Here is a 17,523-nt window from a genome sequence, read left to right on the forward strand (position 1 = left end):
GGGCCGACCCGCTCACCGGCGAGATGCCCCGCACCCAGTGGACCGACCCGTCGACCGGCCGCACCCACGCCACCCCGGCATCCGTACGCGCCGACATCGTCCCGCCGCCCCGCCACGAACGGGCCCACCACCAGTGGCAGACCACCCACGACCTGGAGGCCGCGGCCGCCGTCGCTGGCACCCGGCCGCGCGACTGGGTCCGCCCCGAACAGGCCGCCCGCCGCGCCAAGGGCCTGCCGGTCGCCCGCGACCTCACTGCGGCCGCCACCATGGCCGCCGCCGCGGCGCCGACCGGCCCGGCCTGCATCGTCTGCGACCGCCCGGTCGACACCCGCCTCACCGACGAGACCGGCGACGGAATCCACCTGCTGTGCCAGTGACCCGCCGTCTCCGGCGACTGGCCCTTAACCGCGGTTAAGGGCCCAGTAACCACTAACTTGCTCAGCCGAATTGATGTGACAATTCCCGGCGCTGGCCAGCACGCGCAACTAGCGCGCAACTAGGCGCGCAACTAGAGCGCACCACCGCTCCGATGCGGAATCCTGGATGCGTATTCAGCACGCGCACCCGTACGCGCACCGGTACGCGCACCGGTACGCGCACCCGTACGCGCACCCCCCGGCGAATCCGGAACCAGAGGCGGCAACGGACTGCGCCCTCCGGATGCGACGGGCTGGACTGCGGTAGTGATGTCGTCGGCAGCACGCAGCCGCCGACAAGCGGAACCGCCGCCGACGCCGACTTCCCCTCCGTCTCCGCTCACGACACCCCGCCCCTTTGGGATGTGGGGCGAGGTGGCGAGTGCGGAGCGCGTCGGGGAAACAGCGCGGATTTCCCCGCACCCCCCCGGCGGGCCATTCCCGCCGCCCTCGGTCCGCACCCCCGGGCGGACCTTTTGCTCCCGCTCGCGGGGGCCTGCGAGAGCAATGCTCTCGCTATATCTTGCTCGCGCCCGTGGGTCTGCCAGCGGACCGGCTCCGCGAGCGGCTTGCCCGTCAACTTGCCGTACAAGTTGCCCATCAACGTGCCCGTCAACTTGCCGTACAACGTGCCCGTCAACTTGCCTCGCACCCGGAACGCCGGTGCTCCCGGTCACGGGTCTGAGCTGGTGGTCCAGGGGGCGGTCAAGGGGCGTCCGGGCCGCCGACAACTTCCGTAGGCCACCCCTCCAGGCCACCCCTCCGGCAGTTCGGCCCGAGGGTCCGCCGGGCCTCGTATCGCGTAGATACCTTGGTACTTCCCCACCTGAACGTCAGCGACGACCGGTGGTGGCTTCTGACGTCGCGCTCTCCGAGCGCGGTGGTGGGCTGCCCCCCCGGTCGTGACGTGTAGACGTGGGGGACTGCCTCTCGTACATCTGTCAGAGGAACTGCCGGGCACCTCTGGCACTTTTGACGCGAGGGAAAACGGGGACACCTCTGGCACTTTTCGACGGGCCCGGCAGATCTGCTGTGATCCCGCGCGGCGGGACGGCCGCCGCGGTCACTCCTGGGCGCTTCCGCCGGGCGGGATCTGGTTCCCGAACCCGTACGGTCGTGGCATGAGCGATGGACTGCCCCGCGACGAACGGGGCCTGCGGGTGTGCGGCTGGTGCGGCGAGCCGATCCGCAATCAGCCGGCCACCGGCCGACTGCGGGACTACTGCAAGCAGGGCCACCGCGAGATGGCCTACCGCGCCCGCCGGGAGAGCGGCCTCATTGCCGCCGCGGTGGCCGACGCCCTGGCGGCCCGAGATTCGTCAACTGACGATGCGCGGAGCGGGGGAGCCGCGTCTGCCGATCCCTCCGTTTCGTCAACTGACGAAACGGCGCGCCGGTCACCGCGCCGTACCCTCGGTCTGCCGGGCGGAGCGGAACAGCCCAGCCTCCTGGACTGAGCAGAGCCCCGCACCGGTCCGGTACGGGGCTCTGCTGCCGTGCGGCCGGGTCTCATGCCCGGGTGGCGTCGGCCTTCCGGGTCAGCGGAGTGACGACCCGTGCCAGCTCGTGGAGTCCGTCGCGCACGATCAGGTGATCGACGGCCGGGAGCCGGGCGGTGCGTCCGTCGCTCAGCTCGACGTCCTGGTGTGCGCTGGCTGTCGACAGCCGGACCGTGGAGGTCCGTCCGGGTCCCCCGGCGCGGCCTCCGCTGACGTGCACCTCTGCCGTCACCTCCATCACCACCGGCAGCCCTTCCTCCAGGCAGCTCTCGATCAGGTCGGTGTGACGGGCCGTGAGGTCGGCGGCCGGCACCGAGGCCACCAGGTGCTCGCGCACGTGCAGCGAGGCCCGGCGCAGCCGCTCCAGCACTTCCTCCGCTTGGTAGAGCTGGTCGTCCGCGTCGGCGTCGACCAGCCGGGCGAACTCCGACAGTGCGATGCTGAGCTGTCCGGCGGCCTCGCCCAACGGCGTGCGGGCGGGTCCGATGGCCGCGGGCATCAGCACGTCGCTGGCGTGCTGGGCCAGTCCGTCCACGGCCTGCGGGTCCAGGGGGGCGTAGCGGTGGATCTGGCCGGGCACGGCGGTGGTCTCGTAGGTCGTCATCGTTGTGGTCTCCCCTTCGTGGTGGTGGATTCAGCGGGCGGTGGCTGCGGCGGCGCTGATGTACGCCTGGCGTGCCGCGACGGATGCGGCGCGGGCGGCAGACAGTTCGTCGGCGGTCGCCGCGTCGCGCAGCGCGTACGCACTGGACACCAGAGCGTCGGCGGCGCCCTGGAGGTCGGGCGCGAGCAGGATGACGCTGGCGTGCGGCCGGGTCACTGCCGAGCGGGTCTCGTGGCTGGCGGCCCGCAGCTGCTGCACGCGGTCGGCCGGGGCACCGGCGAGCCTGGCTTCCTCGCGCACCCACATCGCGCGGCGGTGGTCCTCGACGGCCGCCAGGAGGTCCACCACGGCGGCGCGCCGGGCGGTGGTGGTCTCCGCTGCGGCAGCGGCCCGCCGTGCTCCGGCCGCGCTGCGGAGCTGCATCCACCCGGTGAGAGCGGCACCGGCCAGCGTGCCGAGGACGGCTAAGACTGTGGCGGTCACTTCGCACCGCCGAACGGGACCTTAGAGAACCGCTGGTGCGCCGCCTGCCGGGTCGTGCCCAAAGCCTTGCCGATGGCGTCCCACGACGCCTGTCCGGTGGTGCGGGCTGACGTCACCCCGATCTGGAGGTTGGTGGCTGCCATCCGCTCGACGTCCGAGCTGGCGGTGATCGCGGCGAGGGGCCTCGATTCGGCCAGGCCGGTCAGCATCCGGCGGAGTGTGGCGATGGCCTCGGTCACCTCGGTCGGCACGGAGGTGCCCAGGAGCTGGCTGATGTGTTCCCGCTGCCAGGCCGCGAACGGCCCGTCGTTGAACTCGAATCCCTCGGTCGCCTCGTGGTCGGCGACGTCGATCGGGAACATCGCGTCGGACCGCCAGCCGCACCGGCACCCGGCCCGCACCGCGACGGCCTGCGGGCGGCCCTCCCGCCCGTCGTACAGCCACCAGGCCGAGTTCGGGCTGCTGCGGGTCGTGCCGTCGTGCATGGGGAACGTCTGCTGGATCGGCTCCGGCTCGCTGCCGTCGCCCATCACCGCCACGCACCACCCCTCGTGGTCGTACAGGTCATCCTCGGGAACGTCGTGAATCCAACCCATGGCAACACTCCTTGACGTCGATTCGCTTGTGTCAAGATTCCTTTACGAACAGGCATGATGTCAAGGGTTCTTTACGAGTGAACATGTGTGTCAAGAGTCCTTTACGAAACGCTCGTTGGCCACGTGATACCTGCACCGACGCGGAGCGACCACACCGGGCCCGGCCGGATCGCGGCAGCAGGTGCTCCCCGCCCGCCGCCGCCGTGCCTCGGGGTCGCCTCACGCGCCCGCATCCGTGACGGCGGGGGTACGGCGGCCCGCCCGAGGAGACCGTCAGCCGGTCGAACAAGATCACGAACGACCCCGCCCCCTCCGCAGCCAGCCCCTGGCTACGCGCGCAACGACGATGCCCGCGCCCGGCGTGCGGCCCGCCATGTAAACCCCGGCGCGATGCCGCCCCGTCACGGCCCGGCAGACGACGACGCCCCGCACTGGTCTCATGCGGGGCGTCGTGGCTGTTCAGACCGGTGTGCCTGCGCGCTGGCTTGCTGGCATGCCAGTGAGCTGGCGTGTTCAGCGTGCTGGCGTGCTGGCGTGCCGGTTCTCCAGCCATGCGCGGACGGCGTCGTCCAGGCCCTGCCGGACCTCGATCCCGTCCAGTGCGCACTGGGCCCGGAACCGGCGCTGGAGGTCGGCGGGGAGGTAGCTGGAGAACGACTTCCACTCGCTCGCCTTGTCCTTGCGCCGGGGCTGGCCGAGGTCGGCCCCGGCCTTGACGCCTCCGGTGTTCGGCGTCAGCGGCGGTTCGGAGACGTCGTCCGGAGTCTCGAATTCGTGGCGGGGCATCAGGCCGCGATCCTCTTTTCGTACGTGTTGGCCAGCAGCTCGAAACCGGCGACTGCTTGGGTGAGCTGGCTGCCGGTGGCCCCCTCCAGGGGGAGGTGGTCGTTGCTGGCGTTGGCGATGACCTCGCGGCGGGCGATCAGCGGCTCCCACACCAGGTCCCCGAAGATCCGGCGCACGCTGGCGAGCTGCGCGCGCTGCCGCGGCTTGCCCTGCTCGTAGTCGTTGACCACGACCCCGTCGATCCGCAGATCGTCGGCGTGCAGCGCCTCGCGCTTCTCCATGATGAAGTCGCGCACCCTGCGGGCCCCGAGGATCGCGTCGATCTCCGCCCGGGTCACCAGCAGCACGCCGTCCGAAGCCGCCATCGCCATCTGCGTCAGGTGGAACAGGCTCGGGGGGCAGTCGATCAGGGTGTCGTCCAGGTCGTCGTCGGCACCCTGCATCGCCTTCGCCAGCCGAAGATGCGCTCCCGCGAGTCCCGCTTCCGCGTATCGGTTCTCCAGCTCCAGCCAGGCCGGCGCGAGCCGCATCCTGTCGGCGTACTCCGTGTCCCACCGGACCTCGGTCCACACCTGCTTCATCGCGCCTACCCGGTCGGCCTGGACGGCCTCGCTCACCGTCAACTGAGGCCGCTCCTCGCTGTAGGCCCAGCCCGCCCGGCGCGAGAGGTTCCCCTGCGGGTCGAAGTCCACCAGCCCAACCCGCCTGCCCCGCTTCGCCAGAGCTGCACCGAGCCGGAGCGTGAGGTCACTCTTCCCCACCCCGCCCCGGTTGTTCAGCAACATCGTTCGCCTGGCCATTGCCTCGCCTCATCATCCGTTCGTCAGCACCCGTCAGCAGGCCAGCATGCCAGCGCCACAGGCCCGCCTGCTGGCTGACTTGCCAACATGCCAGCACGCTGGCACGCCACCAGGCCACAAAAAGGCCCGCCCCTTGTACGAGGGGCGGGCCTTGAGAGAACTGATTAAGAGCTGAGGGAGGTGGACCAGCGCAGGATGGTTGCGCCGCCAGTGACCTTCACGGCCACTTCTACGACGCGACCATCAGCGAGTGTCACCGTTCGAACGACTTGGGTCACGACGACCTCCCCAGTGGTCAGGCCAAGGATTGCCTTCTCCTGTTCGGTGGCGAGCCGGGAGGTGACTTCTTCGAGCACTTGCTCTTGGGCGACGCCTAGCCGCTCGGCGGCCAGCTCGCGCGAGCCTCCGGTTGATACGGGCTCCGTCAGCTCGGGAGTCACGGCGATTACGTAGGGCGGGTAGTACGAGCTGCTGAGGTGTACTGGTACGCCAGCCCTGCTGACTACACGCTTCCGGACATAGACAGGAGTACCAGGCTCGACGTCGAGTCGAGGTGCCACGAGTTCGTCGGCCCCAGTGGTCCCCACCTCCAAGATGGTGGAGGTTTCACCACCTCCGAGGGCCTTACCTGTGGTTTCGTGCATCCGCACGCGCGCGGAGATGTTGTTGCTGATCAGTCCGGCGACGAGAGTCCCGATTCCAGGCTGAGCGAGGGTCAGGCCCTCCATCTTGAGCCTGCGGAACGCGCGGTTGGCGGTTGTCTGTGCCACGCCAAACTCTTCGCACACCTGCCGAAGCGAGGGCATGGTGTCACCGGGCCTCAACTCTCCGTCCTGAATCTGCTGACGGTAGTGGGCGGCAATCTGCGCATACCCGGTGGTTTCCGCCACAGCGGGCCTCCCTTCTTGGTCATATCGGACCGGTCTGAGTGCAGGGGTACACCTCAAAGGCTAGTTTACGGAGTCATTCAGCGCTACCAGTAGCGCTCTCGTGGTGCAGTGGTCTACCTTGTTGGTGTACCGCCACCCGCCGGGCGCACAGCGTCTGGGGGGCGCGGTACGTGCACTACCGCCATGCCCAAACGGGCGCTGCGGGCCTCGGGATGCGACCCCGGGCCCGCAGCTAGGCGGCCCCGACTCGACTGAACCGAGGAGGACCACCGTGGGCATCAGTCTGCCCGTACAGACCGGGGAAGGCGCGTCCACCCCCTGTGAATCGGACGTTGTCTTGTCCGAGCTGTTCGTCACGTACCACGAGCGCGTCACCGCCTTCATCTACTCCCGGCTGATTAGCCGTGACTGGCACCTCGCTGAGGATCTGACCAGCGATGTGTTCATCGAGCTGATGTGCAGCTACACGATGCGCGACCGCGAGATCGACGGCCGGGTCTGGGGCCTGCTTGCCACCATCGCCCGCCGGATGATCGCGCGTCACTTCGCCCGCTCCAGGGCCACCGAGACGTCGACCGACTTCGGCGACTGGTTCGAGGCCCGCCGCCTGCCAACCGCTCCGGCCGCCGGTGAGATCGCGGTGGTGCGTATGGAAGCCAGCCGCGAGCTGGCCGAGCGGCCCGCGCCCACGACCCCCGCCGCCCGCCGCCAGTTCGAGGCGCTGACGGAGCTGGCGGTGGCGGCATGACCGAGCTCCTGAGCCGTGCCCGGGCCGCGACCCCCACCCAGCGCCGTATCGCACTTGCCCTGCTGGTGGGCCTGCTGCTCCTGGTGCCCGCGCTCCCCGTCGCTGTGGCCGTTGTGCTGACCACCGCCACGGTCTGGGCTGCGGCCCAGCCGTTGCTGGTCGGGATGGGACTCGGCGCGTATGTCCTGCACCGCCGCCGGAAGGCGGTGGCGAGGTGACGGTCACCGAGCTGCGCCCGGAGGGCGAGACGTACGCGGAGGGCCTGGCCAAGGCCGCGCTGATCGAGGCCGACGCCGAAGCCGCCCGTATCCGCAATGAGGCGGAGCGCGCGAAGCAGGCGCTCGCGCAGCAGAAGGCTGCCGCGAAGGCGCAGGGCGAGATCGAGGCCGCGCTCGCGGAGGCGACCGAGGCCCGCCGCCGTCGCGAAGAGGCCGCCCGCGAGGAAGCTGCGGCTAAGGCCCGCGCCGCGAAGTCCACCGCGACCTGGCGCAAGGCCGCGCTGTCGATCGCGGTCACCTGCGTCGTGGTCAGCCTGCCGCTCCAGGAGTTGGCCTTCTGGAACCCGAAGGCGCCGTTTCTGCTTGCCGCGCCGCTGGTGGTCGAGGGCGTGGCGTGGGCGCTGCTCGCGGGGGCCCAGGCCGCGATCGATGAGGACCGCCCCTCGTGGCTCTACCGGCTGCTCGCCGGATTCGGCGCGCTGTTCGCCGCGACGGTCAACCTGATGCACGGCATGGCCGCGTACGGGCTGGCGACCGGGCTCGGCGGGGCGTTCTGCTCGCTGGCCGGTCCGCTGATCTGGGACCTGCACGAGCACGGCCGGATGACGAAGAAGGCGGGCCGTATTCCGCGCCGGGTCCGCCGGGCGCAGGCCCGCGCGGAGCGGCTGGAGGACCGGCGGCTGCGCGCTGTCGCCGAGGCCAGGGGCCGGGAGGACGCGGCGGTCTGGGACCGCGCGGTCTACCTCGCGGCGGCGCTCGGCGAGGTCGCCCCGAAGCGGTCGCTGACGCACCGCCGGATCGTCGGCCGGGTCGTCCCGAGCGAGAAGACCTACCGGCGCGCGTGGGACGAGATCCACGGTGCGGAGACCGGCGCGACGGCGGACACGATCGCCGCCCGCAGGGCCGCCCGGCATGCCGTGAGGGTCGCTTCGAACAGCCCGCTGGGCAAGACCGAAAAAGACGCAAATGCGCAGGTCGATTCCCAAATGGACCCCCTCACCGGGACTGCCCCCAAGGCGCCCCGCAAGAGCACTGAGGACGGCCGCACGCGCAACGGCGGAACCCCTCCCCGCAGGGTGCCCGGCGACGTCCGGTACAGCCCCGTGGCCCGCCGCCAGATGAGCGCTGCGGCCAAGGCCGCCAAGGCGGCTGAGACGGCCGAGGAGGTGACGTCGTGACGGAAGAGCAGGAAGCCGAGATGCACCGCCGACTCGCCGAGGTCAACAAGCGCAGCGAGGACAACCGCGGCCGGTAGGCCGCCCCCCGACACCGCACCACCTCCCCCGCACCACCCCTCAGTCCCGGAAGGACACCACCGTGAACACCACCGTCCGCACCATCGTCGTCTCCGCCGCCACCGTCGGAATCCTGGGCCTGGCGGGCACCGCCACGGCGGCCGACCTCACGACGGCCGGCCACCACCAGGCCGTCGCGGTGGTCGCGTCCGGCAGCACGCCGCAGCCGTTCGCCGACCTCAACCAGCCGGGCGGCGCTCAGCCGGGCGGCGCGGACCCCGCCACCTACACCTCGCCGGAGCAGGTCACCACGCAGTCGCTGTCCGGCCCGGCGGTCGGTGTCGGCGGGACCGCGATTCTCCTGCTCGGCGCCGGAGTCGTCTACGCGGTCCGCAAGGCCGGTCACAAGGTCGGCTGGATGCTCTGCTCCTTCGCGCTCGGGGTGCTGCTTGCGGGCGGCGCGCTCGGCGCGATGACGCAGACGGCCGTCAGCTCCGTGGTGACCTCCGTCGCCAGCTTCGGTGGCGGCCTGTCCTGATGTCTCGCGGCGGCCCCGGCCGGGGCCGCCGCTCCTGATCAACCCGGATTTGGAGGCACCACATGGCACTCGACATCACGAAGGCGCCGGTTCCGGCGGACGCGGCGCCGCCGTCCGGTTCGCCGTCGCCGTTCGGTATCCCGCCGCTGCCCGACCACGAGCCCGACGCTTTACCTGCGGGCTGGTGGGTTCCGGCGGTCGCCCGGATGGGCACCGGGTACGCGCGGCTTCAGTCGGCGGGCGCGGCGTGGCTGATGGCGTCCGAGATGGACGACCTGGAGACCGCGCTGGCCGAGGTCGCGGTCGACCGCGACCGGCGCAACGAGAAGGCCATCGGCGAGCAGCAGCGTGACCTGCGCAAGCTGCGGCGGGCGATCACCGAGGAGGCCGACGAGGGCGACGCGACCGACGCGGCCAGACTCGGTATCGCACTGGGGTCGGTGGCGCAGGCCGGGCCGGACCTGGTGGCGGACGCGATCACCCGCCGCGACATCGACCGGCTGAAGTGGCGGCGCCGCCTGACCCGGATCGGGATCGTGCTGGCCTCCGGGTACGGGGTGCTGACGCTCACCGCGCACAAGCCGCTGATGGCGCCGCTGGAGCTGATCGCGGCGCTCGCGGCGGTGTGGATCGCGGGCAAGCCCCGGGAAGAGGAGAAGAAGCAGGGCGACGGCCAGGGCCAGGAGCAGGCCGCCGCCGACGGCGGGCCCGGCGACGGTCCGGGCGTGCCGGGCCCGCAGGGGGAGAAGGCGCTGCCGCCGTTCTTCACCGCGGTCGACTTCGTCAAGCGGGACGCGGCGCGGGTGCGCGGTGAGCTGGATCTGGTCAAGGCGCTGGTGAAGGCCGGGATTGTGCGGGGCGACCAGGTCGAGGAGACGCACGTGATCGGCGGGCTCCACGAGGACGGTCCGGGCTGGTTGGCGACCGTGGAGCTGCCGCGCGGGGTCAAGGCCGCCGCCGCGACCGGCCGGGTCGAGGAGCTGGCGTCCGCGCTGCGGATCAAGAAGGTGCGGATCGAGGTCACGCAGGACACCGGTGACGACGGCCACGAGGGGCGTTTCCGGCTGTGGGTTGCGAACTCCGACTCCCCGCACGGCAAGGGCAAGACGCGCTCGGAGCTGGTCGACGCGGCGCAGTGGGATTTCTGGAACCAGGGCGTGCCGCTGGGCGCCGACGCCCGGGGCCTGCGGCAGGTCATGCACCTGCTGTGGTCGTCGCTGATGGTCGGCGGCCTCATGGGCTACGGCAAGAGCTACTTCGCCCGGCTGGTCGCGGCCGCGGCCGCGCTGGACCCCACGGTCCGCATCATCGTCGTGACGGGTAAGACCGGGCCGGACTGGGCTCCGCTCAAGCACGTCGCGCACCGCTGGATCGCGGGCGCCACCCCGGACATCATCCGCGACGTCCTGGACGTGATGGAGTCCACGATCGGCGAGATGCAGGACCGGGGCAGCGAGCTGGAGAAGCTCTACGAGAGCGACCCGGAGAAGGCGCCGGAGGGGAAGATCACCCCGGAGCTCGCCGCGGCCGGGATGGGTCCGGTGCTCCTGGTGGTCGATGAGCTCCAGGAGCTGCTGGACGGCGCCGCGCTGATCCGCGTCGCGGTCGACGACGACGCCGACCCCGACAAGCCCGGCCGCACCCCGACCCGGTCGGGCAAGGACGTGCTGGTCGAGTCCTTCGCCCGGTACGTGAGGGTGACCAGGTTCGTCGGCGGGATGGGCGTGTTCATCACGCAGCGCCCGGACGCCAACTCCGTGCCGACCGCGCTGCGCGAGGTCTGCGCGAAGCGCGCATCGTGCCGGGTCAAGGGCGACCGCAGCGCCAAGATGGTCCTGGGTGACGACGCGGTCGCGGCCGGTGCCGCGCCCCACATGCTCACCGAGGACAGCAAGGGCGTCGTCGTCCTGGACCAGGGCGGCGAGGAAGGCCACGTCACCCTGAAGGCCGACGTGATCGACCTGCCCGACTTCAAGGACATCTGCCTGCGCGGCCGGGACCTGCGGATCGCGGCCGGGACGCTGACCGGCGACGCGTCCCTCCACGGCCACGTCGACCCGGCCGTCGCCGCCGCGCGCAACCTGCTGCTCGACTGCCTCGGCGTGCTGGACGGAGCGGGCGTCGACCGGGCCCGCACCGAGCGCCTGGTCGAGCTGCTCACCATCGCCTCCCGGCCCCGCTACGAGGGTCTGACCGGTGCTCAGCTCCAGGCGAAGCTGCGCGACGCCGGGGCCGGAGGCACCCGCAAGCTCGGGCCGATAGACGGCATGGCCAACCCCAACGGCTACTTCCGTGAGCAGATCGGCACCGCTCTCATCCAGCACGGCAAATAGGGACGTTCTACCCGGTCGGCAGGGTGGTCACCCCCCGGTCGATGCCCGGTATGCCCCAGGTTGCCCCCCGGTCGGAGACCGGGCCCGCCCGGTCGGCCGACCAGGCGCGACCACCCTCCGACCACCCCGTAAACCGGGGCAAACCAGGCACCGACCGGGGGGTGACCACCCTCCCGACCACCCCGCAAACCTGACAAAGGAGACAGCACTCATGGCGACCCGCCCCGCTTGGCCCGCGGACACGACGACGACCGGCACGGCCTGGAAGACCCGCTCGGGAGCCCTGGTCCACCGGATCCAGAACATCCGGAACGCGAAGAGTCAGGGCTGGTTCTGCACCGGCTGCCTGCATCTGGAGCCGGTCAACCCGAACTTCACCGAGCGCATTGAGCCCGAGGCGCAGGCGCACGCCGACGGCTGCACCGGCGTCCAGGTCTGACGCCCCGTGCAGCAGCACCGTCCTGATGTTCCGTACGAACCGACAGAGGAGAACTGGTGAATACGCGCATACCGGCTGAGTTCGGCACTCCGACAGGCACCGCCTGGAGGACGGCCTCCGGCCAGCTCGTGCAGATCTATGGGAACGGGGACTTCCGCTGGGCCTGCGACGGCTGCCTGTCGTACAGCAACCCCCCGATCAGCAGCGCCTCGGAGCTCCAGGGAATGTTCAACCGCGCGGCGGACCACGCGGCCAGGTGCGCGGCCATCCAGGTCTGACGGTCCTGTGTCCGGCACGGCGGCGCTGTCGCCGTGCCGGGCGCAGGACCGGGCAGCCCGCCCGGTCCGGTTCGCATCTGGGGAGAGCACATGGGATTGCTCGACAAAATCGACAACGCGATGGCGGGCGCCATCGCCGGGCGCGGCGCGCAGAGGGAGGCCCGCGAGTTCGCGGCCACGGTCGAGCCGGGCCGCACGTACTACAGCGTGCTGGACTGCCACTTCGCGTGGGGCAAGGGCCGCCTGCTCCAGGAGTGGACCTTCAGCGGGCGGTCGCTGATCAGCGGGCAGCCGAGGTGCGGTCACCTGACCGCCGCCGGGGTGTGGCTGTCGTACGGGCCGATCCACGCGGTCCGGCCGGCGGGCATCAAGACGTTCGCGGAGTACGCGGCGTCGTCGGTGTCCGGGCCGGACCCGGAGGAGGCGGTCCAGCGTGCTGTTCCGGCGGGGGTCTGAGATGGAGTCGACCGAGACGGTCACCGGCACCGCCACCGTCACGGTGACGGTCCGTACCGGCAGGCGCGGCAGCTCCGGCTCGTGGGTGTGCGAGTGCGGCACGTCCGGCAGCGACGGCACCCGCCGCGAGAGGGGCCGGGACCGTGTGTCCACGGTCCAGCTCAAGCAGGCCGCCGCCGACCACGCGGTGAGCTGCGACGGCACGTGGGCGGTGGAGCACTGATGGCCTGGACGATCCAGCACCTGGCGCAGACCTACACCGAGGACCAGATCACCGACTGGGCGGTCGAGCTGCACCTGGCGATGCCCGACCACGACTGGCGCGTCGTGGAACGCGAACTGTTCGACACCGCCGCGACCTTCGCCGTCCCGGCCGCGAAGGTCGGCGACATCGCGGACCGCCTGGAGGACGCCGCCCTCAGCGTCTACATGCACCCGATGCACGTCCGGATGACCGAGGACATCGCGGCGGCCGCGCGTACCGCGGCCGACCGGCGCGAGCCGTGGCGGTGGATCTGATGACGACGCCGCCCGCGGTGCTCGCCGCGCTGATCCGCGAGATGAACGCGATCGTCGCCGAGCACGGCGACTCCGGCACCAGCCGGGTCATGGTCGCGCAGCTCGCGCAGCGCTACGGCCGCCAAGCCCTGGCCGACGCGGTCGCCTACGACAGGACCCGCCGGGCCCTGACCGACCCCACCACCCTCTGAACAGGAAGGACATCCTCATGGGCTGGAGCATCAGCCACGCGCCGTACGGCGAGATCGTCTACCGCTCGGCGACGCAGCTCACCAACCTCGGCAGCCAGGTCGCGCACGTGTCGAGCGCCCGCGACTGGCGTGTCGTGCTGCCGCTGTTCGACCGGGTCCAGCGCGCGACCGGGCCGTTCGAGATCACCTGGGCTGAGGCCGGTCGTATGGCGGACGTCCTCAAGCTCGCGGCGTGCCACTCGCGCATGCCCGACGACTGGGGCCAGTTCGCGCACCAGCTCGCCGACGCGGCCGACACCGCGGCCAAGCAGCGCGAGCCCTGGCTCTGGCGCTAGATCCGACCGGGGCGCCCCTCCGCCTGGACAGCAACCGGGGCGCCCCTTCCCATCCGACCCGCACAAGACGACTCGGAGGCACTACCGAGATGACCACACCCACCCACGACCGGGCAAGCCGAAGTCCAGCCGATGAGCTGGCCGGGCTCCTCGCCGACGACCTGATCGGCGGGCTCGCCGACGACCTGGTGGCCGAGATGGAGCGGTACCTCGCCGCCCGCAAGCGCACCGCGCACCCGCTGGTGAGCGCGACCACCGACGAGCTGGTCCGCACCGCGCTCGCCGACCTCCCCGCCGGCCGCGGCGCCCGTCCCGAGAACGGCGCGGTGCTGCCCGGCGGGATCTGGAAGCTGCTGCCCGACCGGCTGCTGTCCCTGCACCCGGCCCGCCGCGGTGAAGGCGTCAAGCGGCTCCGCATCACCACCGCTGAACACCTCGAACTCACTGCGCTGGTGCTGGAGCGCTGGGGCTGGGCCAAGACCGGCCGCCGTACGCGGACCGCCGGGGGCGCGGTGTGCATGCTCGGCGCGCAGAAAGTCCTGTTCCGGCTCGGCTACGGCAGCCAGGACACCGCGATCGAGGCCGGGCGCCACATCCAGAACACCCTCGCGGTCCGCGGCATCCGCGAACCGTTCTGGCAGTGGAACGACGCCTCGCACGTCTCCCGCGACCAGATCTTGTCCGTCGTCCGCGACGCCGCGACCGCAGCCCGAGGGGGCCGCTGATGAGCGCCTACGCCGACGAACGCGCGGTGTTCGACCACTGCCGTACGACCCCCGGCCTGATCAGCGACGGGGCCGCCCGCACCATCGCCTCCTGGTGGGCCGACGACCTGATCGGCAGCTCCTTCGTGACCACCGGAGCCGTCCCTGACGGCGTGTGGAACGCCATCACCGACCGCGGCGTCATCGTCCGCCAGGTCAACGCCGACCACCGCCTCGCGCTGGAGAAACTGCACGACTACCTCAACCGTCACGCCGGGCGCGGCCCGGTCACCGGCTGGTCGGAGGTGTGGGTGCGATGACCGGCTACGACGTCCACTGGACCGACACGGTCACCGGTGACCACCGGGTCACTGAGGTCTATCTGATGAACGCGGGCACGCCCGACCTGGTCGCCCCGATCGTCGCCGCCGCCGCTTTGGGTGGCGTCCGTGACGAGGGCCGCGTCCACATCGACCGTGTCGAGGTGACGCGGTGAAGCTCACCGACCTGCACTTCCGTGCGGCCGAACCTGACCGGCCCATGACCACGATCCCCACGTACCGCTACCACCAGGCGCCCGAGGGGCTGAAGACGTACAACCAGCTCAAGGCGGTCGGGCTACGGCCCGGCGGGCAGCCCGTCGTCGCGCAACTGGAGTGGCGCTCGAAGAAGGCCAGGGGCGGAGTCCGCCAGGCGCTGCTGTACGACATCGCCGCGGCCAAACCCGTCCGCCCGATGACTCCCGCGAAATGGCGGGCGGTAGAAGCCGCGCTGCGCGCACAGCGCATCTGCCCGGCCTGCGGCGAAGACCGCGGCTACCGCATCGCTACCTCGCTCGGGGTCTGCACCCCCTGCTACGACACCTAGGAAGGTCAACACCAGCGGGGCCGGGACTGGTCCCGGCCCCGCGCCCGCGCGCGTAGGTCGGTCCGGATGGTCCGGATAGCCCTGACGACCACGTCGCCCGTAACCCTTCGCCCCCCGCGTACGTCCCTGGTGTGCCGGGTGATCACGTTCCCGTCCCGCCCGCCGCGCCACCCGACCACGAAGGGCCCCGCCACAGTGTTTTGCCAGGTGATGACCCATCACGGGCGCTACTGCGCACCGGATATCGGGAGCTATCGGGCAAAAGACTGTCTCAAATGTGCTGGCTACCAAACACGACAGCCCAATCCTCGCGTGGCGGCCCCACTGCGGGCCCTCGATGCGGTTGGATCACTCGTTGAGGTCCCGAAAAAAGCGAACGGCCCGGGTGTAGGAGCCCGGACCGTTCTCGCGGGCCCTGACCTCAATGTCGCTTCACAGGCGAGACAAAAGGACCCAACGCTTTGACCAGCGTACGGGATACCTCGGTATCCGCACCAGATTCACCGGCCGCCGCGCCGGTCATTCGCATGTCCGGAACCAGGCCGCTCAATCCTCGACCCCACGTTCGAGAGCGGCGGGCCGCCCGCCACCACGCCCAAACTGCTGCTGCGGCACGAGCCGCGCTGCGCCTGGACGAGCTACGCGAGGAATGGGCCGCAGAGGCCGAGCGCTCCGCAGGCGCCGCGTTCGCGGCCGCACCGGAGATGACGGACGCTCAGCGTAGCGACGCCTACGAGGCATTCAGGGCGCGACGCGCTGCCGTACGCGACCCCGAGGCCGTCCGGGCTGCCATGGCCCGCGTACGGGCCGCACACGCCCGCCTGGAGCCCCACCTGGGCCAGCCTGCGGGCGACGACCCCCACCACGACGGCGGGTCGCCTGGGAAACCAGAGAACAGTGTTGCCGCCAAGATCACCGATACCGGCTCTGACCTGCGGCGATGCACCGACGAAACCGGGATCACCGCACCGGCGGAATGCCCCGATTTGGGGGTGCGGTATGAGCAGCGGAACAACCCGATGCAGCGCCGCATGCGCATCCTGGACGAGACGCGCCGGATCACCGGCCTGCGGTCGCTGGGCCGTTGCGGTGCCGAACCGCTCGCGGGCGCGGTCGCGATCACGCGGAAGACGGACGGATCCGGGTCCTTCGCGGGCCTGTTCCGGTGCGGCAGCGTGTGGGCCTGCCCGGAGTGCTCGCCCGTAGTCCGTGCCGACCGGGCGGCCGCGATGGAGGCGTACGCGCTGGCCTGGGCGACCGAGCACGACGCGGAACTGTGCACCGGCAACTCCGAGGACGCCGGCCGCACGCATGCCGGGCACGGTATGGCGATGGCCACCCTCACCTCGCGGCACGCGCAGTACGCCGTGCTGGAGGACCGGCCCGTCCTCGACGACGACGGCGAGGTCGTCCTCGACGACGACGGCAAGCCGAAGGTGCGCAAGGGCCAGCTTCAGCGGACCGCCGACGCGTGGCGCCGGATGCTTCAGTCCCGCTGGTGGCGGCGGTTCTGCGCGAAGTACGGGATCGCGGGCGGCACCCGGGCGCTGGAGGTCACCCACTCCTGGGGCGCGTCCTGGCACACGCACATCCACGCGGTGCTGTGGATGGAGGACCCGGCCACCGACCGGATCACCGCCGAGATGGAGACGGAGCTGTACGACCGCTGGCAGGCCGAGTGCGCGCACGCCAAGCTGGGCCGTCCCTCGCGCAAGCACGGCGTCGACGTCGCCCCCGCCCGCCGCGGCGCCGAAGGCGCCGCCGACCTCGCCCGCTACTTGGTCAAGGTCCAGGACAAGGACGACGGCAAGGTGCCGGGCGAGGCGCTGCCGGGGCAGATCCCCGACCACGTCTCCAGGGACGCCCGGCCCACCGCCGACCAGGCCCGCCGCCTGGTCGACGCCCGCGCACGCCGGGACGCCGCCCGGGCCGCCGGCCGCGTGCGCGCCGAGGCGGAGGCGGACTCGCTTATCGCGTCGATCCGGCAGGAGATCGGCCGCGCCCATGCCAGCGCGCTCGGCAACGAGCTGCTGCGCGCCGACACCAAGAAGGGCCGCAAGGCAGGGCGGGCGCCGTTCGAGATCCTGCGCCTGGCGCTCGCGGGCGACGAAGCCGAGCTGGCGCTGTGGCGGCAGTTCGAGCGCGGCACCAAGGGGTCCCGGATGCTGACCTGGACCGGCGGCATCCGTGAGCGCCTGGAGCGGCTGACCGGCCGCACCCTCGACGACGAGCAGAAGGTCGTCGTCGACCAGGACGTCGCCGACGTCGCCGACGTCCTGGTCACCGTCGAACCCCAGCCCTGGCGGACCACCGTCGCCGACGTCCCCGGCCGCCGCGGGCAGCTCCGCATCGCCGTCACCACCGCCAGCCAGCAGGCCGCCCAGACCGGCATCGACGCCACCGCCCACGCCCGCCAGGTCGTCGTCGACGTCCTCGAATCCTGGGGACTGGCAGCGGGCGTGCACTTCCACGGGCCCGGCGACGCGCGCCGGGCCGACCCGCTCACCGGCGAGATGCCCCGCACCCAGTGGACCGACCCGTCGACCGGCCGCACCCACGCCACCCCGGCATCCGTACGCGCCGAC

25 protein-coding genes are annotated in these 17,523 nt (G+C 71.6%); 19 read left to right on the forward strand and 6 right to left on the reverse strand.

Annotated features, from left to right (window positions below; translation table 11 throughout):
* The coding region (locus ACIP4Z_RS35265; protein WP_401314636.1) for a hypothetical protein at window positions 1–380 on the forward strand (380 nt) is incomplete at its 5' end.
* 1,160 nt (window positions 381–1,540) lie between these two features.
* Window positions 1,541–1,876, forward strand: coding sequence for a hypothetical protein (locus tag ACIP4Z_RS35270; RefSeq protein ID WP_401314638.1), 336 nt, complete (start codon window positions 1,541–1,543; stop codon window positions 1,874–1,876).
* A gap of 52 nt (window positions 1,877–1,928) precedes the next feature.
* On the opposite strand, the gene ACIP4Z_RS35275 is transcribed toward ACIP4Z_RS35270, so the two are convergent.
* The 6 genes from ACIP4Z_RS35275 to ACIP4Z_RS35300 all read right to left on the reverse strand — a co-directional run bounded on the left by ACIP4Z_RS35275 (window position 1,929) and on the right by ACIP4Z_RS35300 (window position 6,077).
* The gene (locus tag ACIP4Z_RS35275) at window positions 1,929–2,522 is read right to left on the reverse strand and encodes a hypothetical protein (protein WP_401314640.1); all 594 of its coding nucleotides are present in this window, start codon (window positions 2,520–2,522) and stop codon (window positions 1,929–1,931) included.
* Window positions 2,523–2,552: 30 nt separating this feature from the next.
* Complete coding sequence (locus ACIP4Z_RS35280; RefSeq protein WP_401314642.1) at window positions 2,553–3,005, reverse strand: protein kilB; 453 nt, start codon at window positions 3,003–3,005, stop codon at window positions 2,553–2,555.
* The gene (locus tag ACIP4Z_RS35285) at window positions 3,002–3,601 is read right to left on the reverse strand and encodes a hypothetical protein (protein WP_401314643.1); all 600 of its coding nucleotides are present in this window, start codon (window positions 3,599–3,601) and stop codon (window positions 3,002–3,004) included. Before ACIP4Z_RS35285 ends, ACIP4Z_RS35280 begins: the two co-directional genes overlap by 4 nt.
* 513 nt (window positions 3,602–4,114) lie before the next feature.
* The gene (locus ACIP4Z_RS35290) at window positions 4,115–4,387 is read right to left on the reverse strand and encodes a hypothetical protein (RefSeq protein ID WP_401314645.1); all 273 of its coding nucleotides are present in this window, start codon (window positions 4,385–4,387) and stop codon (window positions 4,115–4,117) included.
* Window positions 4,387–5,187, reverse strand: coding sequence for a ParA family protein (locus ACIP4Z_RS35295; RefSeq protein WP_401314647.1), 801 nt, complete (start codon window positions 5,185–5,187; stop codon window positions 4,387–4,389). Before ACIP4Z_RS35295 ends, ACIP4Z_RS35290 begins: the two co-directional genes overlap by 1 nt.
* Window positions 5,188–5,351: 164 nt before the next feature.
* Entirely contained in the window at window positions 5,352–6,077 is a 726-nt protein-coding gene (locus tag ACIP4Z_RS35300) for a GntR family transcriptional regulator (RefSeq protein ID WP_401314649.1), read from the reverse strand.
* 337 nt (window positions 6,078–6,414) lie between these two features.
* Here ACIP4Z_RS35300 and ACIP4Z_RS35305 point away from each other — a divergent pair, with 337 nt between their 5' ends.
* From ACIP4Z_RS35305 to ACIP4Z_RS35385, 17 genes are all read left to right on the forward strand, one after another.
* The gene (locus tag ACIP4Z_RS35305; protein ID WP_401314651.1) at window positions 6,415–6,825 is read left to right on the forward strand and encodes an RNA polymerase sigma factor; all 411 of its coding nucleotides are present in this window, start codon (window positions 6,415–6,417) and stop codon (window positions 6,823–6,825) included.
* On the forward strand, window positions 6,822–7,043 hold the full coding sequence (locus tag ACIP4Z_RS35310) for a hypothetical protein (RefSeq protein ID WP_401314653.1): 222 nt from the start codon (window positions 6,822–6,824) through the stop codon (window positions 7,041–7,043). Before ACIP4Z_RS35305 ends, ACIP4Z_RS35310 begins: the two co-directional genes overlap by 4 nt.
* A complete protein-coding gene (locus ACIP4Z_RS35315; RefSeq protein ID WP_401314655.1) occupies window positions 7,040–8,221 on the forward strand; it encodes a hypothetical protein in 1,182 nt (393 codons plus the stop codon). Before ACIP4Z_RS35310 ends, ACIP4Z_RS35315 begins: the two co-directional genes overlap by 4 nt.
* 139 nt (window positions 8,222–8,360) lie before the next feature.
* Window positions 8,361–8,816, forward strand: coding sequence for a hypothetical protein (locus ACIP4Z_RS35320; protein ID WP_401314657.1), 456 nt, complete (start codon window positions 8,361–8,363; stop codon window positions 8,814–8,816).
* A gap of 62 nt (window positions 8,817–8,878) precedes the next feature.
* Complete coding sequence (locus tag ACIP4Z_RS35325; protein WP_401314658.1) at window positions 8,879–11,149, forward strand: hypothetical protein; 2,271 nt, start codon at window positions 8,879–8,881, stop codon at window positions 11,147–11,149.
* Between the two features lie 211 nt (window positions 11,150–11,360).
* Entirely contained in the window at window positions 11,361–11,588 is a 228-nt protein-coding gene (locus ACIP4Z_RS35330) for a hypothetical protein (RefSeq protein ID WP_401314660.1), read from the forward strand.
* Between the two features lie 56 nt (window positions 11,589–11,644).
* Window positions 11,645–11,866: a hypothetical protein gene (locus tag ACIP4Z_RS35335; RefSeq protein WP_401314662.1), complete on the forward strand. Its 222-nt coding sequence runs from the start codon at window positions 11,645–11,647 to the stop codon at window positions 11,864–11,866.
* A gap of 90 nt (window positions 11,867–11,956) precedes the next feature.
* A complete protein-coding gene (locus ACIP4Z_RS35340; RefSeq protein WP_401314664.1) occupies window positions 11,957–12,322 on the forward strand; it encodes a hypothetical protein in 366 nt (121 codons plus the stop codon).
* A 1-nt stretch (window position 12,323) separates the two neighbouring features.
* The gene (locus ACIP4Z_RS35345) at window positions 12,324–12,545 is read left to right on the forward strand and encodes a hypothetical protein (protein WP_401314666.1); all 222 of its coding nucleotides are present in this window, start codon (window positions 12,324–12,326) and stop codon (window positions 12,543–12,545) included.
* Entirely contained in the window at window positions 12,545–12,841 is a 297-nt protein-coding gene (locus ACIP4Z_RS35350) for a hypothetical protein (RefSeq protein ID WP_401314668.1), read from the forward strand. Before ACIP4Z_RS35345 ends, ACIP4Z_RS35350 begins: the two co-directional genes overlap by 1 nt.
* Window positions 12,841–13,032 carry a hypothetical protein gene (locus ACIP4Z_RS35355; RefSeq protein WP_401314669.1) on the forward strand — a complete coding sequence of 64 codons (192 nt, stop codon included), beginning with the start codon at window positions 12,841–12,843 and terminating at the stop codon, window positions 13,030–13,032. Before ACIP4Z_RS35350 ends, ACIP4Z_RS35355 begins: the two co-directional genes overlap by 1 nt.
* Window positions 13,033–13,049: 17 nt before the next feature.
* Entirely contained in the window at window positions 13,050–13,367 is a 318-nt protein-coding gene (locus ACIP4Z_RS35360; RefSeq protein WP_401314671.1) for a hypothetical protein, read from the forward strand.
* 89 nt (window positions 13,368–13,456) lie between these two features.
* Window positions 13,457–14,092, forward strand: coding sequence for a hypothetical protein (locus ACIP4Z_RS35365; protein WP_401314672.1), 636 nt, complete (start codon window positions 13,457–13,459; stop codon window positions 14,090–14,092).
* The gene (locus tag ACIP4Z_RS35370) at window positions 14,092–14,391 is read left to right on the forward strand and encodes a hypothetical protein (protein ID WP_401314674.1); all 300 of its coding nucleotides are present in this window, start codon (window positions 14,092–14,094) and stop codon (window positions 14,389–14,391) included. Before ACIP4Z_RS35365 ends, ACIP4Z_RS35370 begins: the two co-directional genes overlap by 1 nt.
* The gene (locus tag ACIP4Z_RS35375; protein ID WP_401314675.1) at window positions 14,388–14,567 is read left to right on the forward strand and encodes a hypothetical protein; all 180 of its coding nucleotides are present in this window, start codon (window positions 14,388–14,390) and stop codon (window positions 14,565–14,567) included. Before ACIP4Z_RS35370 ends, ACIP4Z_RS35375 begins: the two co-directional genes overlap by 4 nt.
* A complete protein-coding gene (locus ACIP4Z_RS35380; protein ID WP_401314677.1) occupies window positions 14,564–14,938 on the forward strand; it encodes an RRQRL motif-containing zinc-binding protein in 375 nt (124 codons plus the stop codon). Before ACIP4Z_RS35375 ends, ACIP4Z_RS35380 begins: the two co-directional genes overlap by 4 nt.
* Window positions 14,939–15,930: 992 nt before the next feature.
* On the forward strand, window positions 15,931–17,523 hold a 1,593-nt coding region (locus tag ACIP4Z_RS35385; protein ID WP_401314679.1), incomplete at its 3' end, for a hypothetical protein.

Source organism: Streptomyces sp. NPDC088910, assembly GCF_044749865.1.
GTDB lineage: Bacteria > Actinomycetota > Actinomycetes > Streptomycetales > Streptomycetaceae > Actinacidiphila.